Genomic DNA, 5,108 nt, shown 5'->3' with positions numbered 1-5,108 from the left:
AAGGTTAACGACGGTTAGATTCACCTCTTACACAGCACCTGCTGCATCTTTAAGCGTGCCGCTATTTGTGCTCAACGCACCAACTGAAATACCGTCACTATCAACTAGACCACTTTCAACTGTATATCTGAACGTGAGTGCACTACTGCCACTACCGCTGACATAGGTCGCATTTTTTGTAGTACTGCCCACGGTAATGGCAATGCTTGGTGTGCCACTAGTGGTGTCGACCGTCACATTCTCACTGGTATTGACCGTGAACTCTAGGTTTTCTCCTGCAATATACGTGTCATTACTAGGCACACTCACGCTTGAAACGGTGGGTGCAATACTATCTACCAGTACGTTTGATGTTGCGCCTACGCTATTCAGCGTCAGTGTTAAATCATTACCTGCTGCATCTTTAAGCGTGCCGCTATTTGTGCTCAGCGCACCAACTGAAATACCGTCCAGGTGCTGTGTAAGAGGTGAATCTAACCGTCGTTAACCTTAGCAATACGTAATGATCTTTATTACATCTACTTCGTTCAGTTACGTATTGCTAAGGTTAACCAAACCCAACAACCTAGATAGGCCAGCACCTTCTGACCCCTAGCGGCGCATGAAATACGGGATTATAGATCATACTCACAAAAATTGTGCCAATGTCTGCGCCAAAGCCGAACACCGGCAGGCTGATGTCAAATACGGTGTCTGGGGCTTTGTCCTGATATCAGGGCACCGCCGACGGTGGAAGCTGCGGTATGGTTTCAATCTGCTTCTTGGTTGGGCAAGCATTAAGAGACCGGGATATTTTACATTGAGGCTTGCGTTTGTGGCAGGGAGCGTCTAAATGGCGGCTCCCATCGCGCGTCCGGCTAAGTGGCATGCCGAGTCGCGTGGATTGCGAACCTGCGAATGAAGGAGACGGAAATGCCCAAGATGAAGACAAAATCGAGCGCCAAGAAGCGCTTTAAGGTTACCGCGACGCGGCAAGGTCAAAGCTGGTCAGGCCGGCAAACGCCACGGCATGATCAAGCGTCACCACGAAATTCATCCGTGATGCCCGCGGCACCACCACCCTGTCCGCACCGGACGCAAAGATCGTCAAGGGCTACATGCCCTACGACCGCTAAGAGGAGATCTGAGATATGTCCCGCGTTAAAGGTGGTACCGTCACTCACGCCCGTCACAAGAAGGTCATCAAGGCTGCAAAAGGTTATTATGGCCGCCGCAAGAGCACCTTCAAAGTCGCCGCGCCAGGCCGTCGATAAGGCCAACCAATATGCAACCCGTGACCGTAAGAACCGCAAGCGCAATTTCCGCGCGCTGTGGATCCAGCGGATCAACGCTGCTGTCCGCAGCCACGACGAGGCGCTGACCTACTCGCGCTTCATCAACGGCCTGAACCTGGCCGGCATCGAAGTGGACCGTAAGGTTCTCGCAGACCTCGCCGTGCACGAGCCCGAAGCGTTTCGGCGCAATCGTCGCGTCAGGCACAGGACGCGCTGGCAGCCTAAGCTGTTCAGCGCGTAGCCGAACAAATCGGACCCGTCGGAGCGATCCGGCGGGTTTTTCTATGCCTGCGAGTTTGCGGATGATCCTGTAGCCGACCGGTGCAATGGAGCTAAGTCGTCGCGGTGATTGACCGGCACGTTCATTCAGCCTGCGAGCGGCGTCGTTTGAACAGCCGGCCAAATACGCCAGAAGCGCGCCCACCGGCCAGAGCGCCCAGAGCGCGCCGGCCCAAGCTCATTACAGGTTCACCAGCGATCAGGAAGACCTGCCAGTCACCCAGAGCCGCACCGGGATGCCATTGGAACTCGGATCTGAACCCAGAGGGCGCGTGCGCCATCCCGCAGGCCGATCGACCAACGCGATGCGCCAGCATCAGGCCAATGAGCCCAGATAGCCGCGCGCCGCTGATGAGGTATCTAACAGACAACGGCCCTGCAGCAACGACGCCAGAGTTTCTTGCTGCCAGCGCTTAGGGTGGAGGTCTGCCGCCCAATCCGAGCCGGTTGCGAAGGCCCTTAAGCCGGGGCGGTCATGTGTGGTCGGACGCGCTGTGGTGGTCCTCGGAGCGCATCGTCCCAGACTCGGCGCCGCCTAGAGACAAGGTTGCGCGGTCTTCGCCACACCTCGCGACTGCGGCCGCGGCATGACTTGTGTTCGAAGCTGGGCAGCCCCTTCGGCTGCGCCAAGTGGTGATCCGATAGACCGAGATATCCTCGGGCAGGTTTTTCGGGCGGTTTTTTCGCCCAGGTATTCAAAACCGATCGTCAGCTTGTTGCGAACCTGGTCATAGACCTGGCTGCGAGATCAGAATACCGCCGGGTTCCGCCATGGATTGCAGGCGCGCAGCAAGGTTTACACCGTCGCCCAGAAGATCGTCGCCATCACAGATCACATCGCCCAGATTGAATGCCAATGCGGAAGCCGAAGCGGCGCTGTCTTCGGCGGCAAGTTCCTGCTGGACCTCAATGGCGCAATGGGCCGCTTCGACCACGGACGGGAAATCCGCGATCAGCCCATCACCCGCCGTATTGGCCACCCGGCCACCGCGCCGTTCGATCAATTTGAAAAACACCATCACGGGCCGATTTCAGCGCGGTATAGGTGCCGACCTCATCGGCCGTCCATGGCCGCGCTATAGCTGTTCGGCATCCGCCGCCAGGATTGTGGTGAGCTTGCGTGTAACAGAGGTACTCATCAAATCGCGTCCCGGGAAAGTGCGCGGCCAAGCAGGTCTTGAGCTCCAAGATGGGCCGCCGCGACTGTCAGCATGCAAGCCATTTGCGCATTCCTACCGATGAGGCGTTGGCATTAGCCGTGCCGCAACGAGCATGGTCCTGGGTGGAGGGCGACAACATCCGTCTATGTGGCGCCTCATGACCCTCGGGTGCTTGCGTTTCGGCGGCGCGTATGGTAGCAGAACAACAAAGCGAGACTTCGGGGGACCGTCATGGACGATCTTAAGGCAAAATATCTGGGTCAGATTGCCGAGGCCGCAGATGAGAGCGCGCTGGAGGCCGATCCGCCTCGCCGCTGTTGGTAAAAAAGGCGAAGTTGCGCTGAAGATGCGCGAGCTGGGCAAGATGACGCGCGGAGGAACGCCAGGTGGCGGGTCCGGCGCTGAATGCCCTGAAGGATGAGATCAATTCAGCCCTGGCCGCAAAAAAGGCCGCGCTTGGCCGATGCGGCGCTGGATGAGCGCCTGCGCTCCGAGTGGCTGGATGTGACCCTGCCGACCCGCCCGCAGTCGCCGCCAGGGTACGCTCCACCCCATTTCGCCAGGTCAGCGAAGAGATCACCGCGATCTTTGCCGAGATGGGCTTTTCCGTGCAGGAAGGCCCCCGCGTCGACACCGATTGGTATAACTTTGACGCGCTGAACATCCCCGGCCACCACCCAGCCCGCGCGGAGATGGACACGTTCTACATGCAGCCGTGCCGAAGGCGACGACCGCCCGCCGCATGTGCTGCGCACGCATACCAGCCCCGTGCAGATCCGCTCCATGGAGAAGCTGGGCGCGCCGCTGCGCATCATCTGCCCCGGCGGCGTGTACCGCGCCGATTACGACCAGACTCACACGCCGATGTTCCACCAGGTCGAAGGGCTGGCGCTGGACGAAGGACATCTCCATGGCGAACCTCAAGTGGGTGCTGGAGGAGTTCGTGAAGAGCCTTCTTCGAGGTCGGACGGTGTGGACCTGCGCTTCCGCGCCAGTCGCACTTCCCCTTCACCGAGCCATCCGCCGAGGTCGACATCCGCTGTTCCTGGGACAGGGGGCACGCTGAAGATCGGTGAGGGCGACGACTGGCTGGAGATCCTCGGCTCCGGCATGGTGCACCCCAAGGTGATCGCAGCGGGCGGGATCGACCCCGAGGACTATCAGGGCTTTGCCTTTGGCATCGGGATCGACCGGCTGGCGATGCTGAAATACGGCATCCCCGACCTGCGCGCCTTCTTCGACAGCGACCTGCGCTGGCTGCGTCACTATGGTTTCCAGTGTCTGGACATGCCGACCCTGCATGGTGGTTTGTCGCGGTGAACTGGGAAGCAAATGAGGCAAGAGTTCGTCAGCTCTTCTCGTTGCTATAGACAAACTGACTACGGGAAGTCCTTTTTTATCGACGCAAAAGGCATTTGGGTCGAGGGCGATGCCGATGAAGAGAGCGCACTATACCTGTTGAGGAGTTGCCGTTCACTACTGAAGAACGAAGCCACTGTTTCAAGTGCATGATTGATCAAGGTTTTTTAGAATCTGAATTCGATTATGAGCAGGATTCAGAGATACGGGGATATTGAGTGGTTTCGTCTCACCAGACAAGGGCATGGTTTTTCTTGGTGAGATGAAGCCCCTGCGTCGTTTAAAGCGCCTTGTTTATTGATCAGTTTTCTTTTTATCCTGGGTGGGATTACTTAAATCGGCGTCCTGACCGGCATTTTGCTAAATTATTTGGCTGGAAAACCTTTGGAAAGTCAGCGGTTTCCACGAGAAGATGTGCTGAGCGAATCGGCTTTCAGTTTGGTCGCTTGCTGCTCAGGAAACTTGCCCTGCCCGCTGCTGCCGTCAGAACCTATGGTTTGCCTTCGGCGAAAGGCGGGCGCTGCTTTGTTGTGTGGTGTGCGGTAACACACCCTTCATCAATGGGTGATGAGGGAATGTAACAGTTTTGTAAAATGATCGCCCTGACGGGGTGTGCTGCGCGTTGTGGTTGTGCATGTGACCTGCTATCGGCTGCCGGATTTTATCCTTGGAGGCGAGCATGCCTAACAACGATCTTGATGCGCGACATCTTGAGACGCTGGACCGCGATCTGGGGCGACTGTCCAATCTGGAAATGGCAACGGCTTATGTCGGCCGCCCTTTGGTGGGGCCGGGACTGGCATTTGCTCTATTATCCTGCTGACCTGTCTGGCGGCGGCGCTGCTGTTTCGGCCGGTCCTCCAATACAATGATTGTCATTATTGCAGCGGGTTTTGGTGCCTTACTATGGCGCTGAACGTCGGGGCCAATGATGTGGCTAATAATATCGGTACCCGCGGTGGGGGCAAATGCGCTGACGATGGGCGGGGCGATTGCCGTTTACTGCCGATGAAAACCGCAGCGTTTTAAAGCGGCG

Annotated in this window: 8 protein-coding genes and 2 pseudogenes; 7 read left to right on the top strand and 3 right to left on the bottom strand. The window is 57.6% G+C overall.

Features of this window, described 5'->3' with window-relative positions:
• Positions 1–27: 27 nt before the first annotated feature.
• Positions 28–303, bottom strand: a complete 276-nt coding sequence (locus tag ACXAC4_RS26305) for a hypothetical protein (protein WP_475167851.1) — start codon at positions 301–303, stop codon at positions 28–30.
• Between ACXAC4_RS26305 and ACXAC4_RS26300 the strand changes: the two genes are divergently transcribed.
• Positions 287–487 carry a hypothetical protein gene (locus ACXAC4_RS26300; protein ID WP_475167848.1) on the top strand — a complete coding sequence of 67 codons (201 nt, stop codon included), beginning with the start codon at positions 287–289 and terminating at the stop codon, positions 485–487. The genes ACXAC4_RS26305 and ACXAC4_RS26300 overlap by 17 nt on opposite strands.
• Positions 488–958: 471 nt before the next feature.
• Here ACXAC4_RS26300 and ACXAC4_RS26295 read toward each other — a convergent pair whose 3' ends face one another.
• Entirely contained in the window at positions 959–1,090 is a 132-nt protein-coding gene (locus ACXAC4_RS26295) for a hypothetical protein (RefSeq protein ID WP_475167846.1), read from the bottom strand.
• 40 nt (positions 1,091–1,130) lie between these two features.
• On the opposite strand from ACXAC4_RS26295, the pseudogene rplT reads away from it, so the two are divergent.
• Positions 1,131–1,515 (top strand): annotated as a pseudogene (rplT, locus tag ACXAC4_RS26290) (50S ribosomal protein L20).
• Positions 1,516–2,281: 766 nt separating this feature from the next.
• Here rplT and ACXAC4_RS26285 read toward each other — a convergent pair.
• Positions 2,282–2,557 (bottom strand): adenylate/guanylate cyclase domain-containing protein, encoded by a 276-nt coding sequence (locus ACXAC4_RS26285; protein ID WP_475167841.1) that lies wholly within the window; start codon positions 2,555–2,557, stop codon positions 2,282–2,284.
• Between the two features lie 542 nt (positions 2,558–3,099).
• Here ACXAC4_RS26285 and ACXAC4_RS26280 point away from each other — a divergent pair.
• From ACXAC4_RS26280 to ACXAC4_RS26260, 5 genes and pseudogenes are all read left to right on the top strand, one after another.
• Positions 3,100–3,192 (top strand): hypothetical protein, encoded by a 93-nt coding sequence (locus ACXAC4_RS26280; RefSeq protein WP_475167836.1) that lies wholly within the window; start codon positions 3,100–3,102, stop codon positions 3,190–3,192.
• Between the two features lie 15 nt (positions 3,193–3,207).
• Positions 3,208–3,369 (top strand): annotated as a pseudogene (locus ACXAC4_RS26275) (tRNA ligase subunit PheS family protein); the annotation flags it as partial.
• A gap of 127 nt (positions 3,370–3,496) precedes the next feature.
• Positions 3,497–4,033 carry a tRNA ligase subunit PheS family protein gene (locus tag ACXAC4_RS26270; protein ID WP_475167832.1) on the top strand — a complete coding sequence of 179 codons (537 nt, stop codon included), beginning with the start codon at positions 3,497–3,499 and terminating at the stop codon, positions 4,031–4,033.
• Positions 4,034–4,362: 329 nt separating this feature from the next.
• On the top strand, positions 4,363–4,653 hold the full coding sequence (locus ACXAC4_RS26265) for a hypothetical protein (RefSeq protein ID WP_475167829.1): 291 nt from the start codon (positions 4,363–4,365) through the stop codon (positions 4,651–4,653).
• Between the two features lie 98 nt (positions 4,654–4,751).
• On the top strand, positions 4,752–4,895 hold the full coding sequence (locus tag ACXAC4_RS26260) for a hypothetical protein (protein WP_475167824.1): 144 nt from the start codon (positions 4,752–4,754) through the stop codon (positions 4,893–4,895).
• Positions 4,896–5,108: the final 213 nt, after the last annotated feature.

Source organism: Pseudoalteromonas sp. AWM4_233, assembly GCF_056158285.1.
The sequence above is the reverse complement of the archived record's forward strand: the minus strand, read 5'-3'. Positions and strand labels throughout refer to the sequence as shown.

Coding starts and splice junctions, on each gene's coding strand:
- ACXAC4_RS26270 (WP_475167832.1), top strand. CDS start 3,497: ATGGAGAAGCTGGGCGCGCCGCTGCGCATCATCTGCCCCGGCGGCGTG.
- ACXAC4_RS26260 (WP_475167824.1), top strand. CDS start 4,752: ATGCCTAACAACGATCTTGATGCGCGACATCTTGAGACGCTGGACCGC.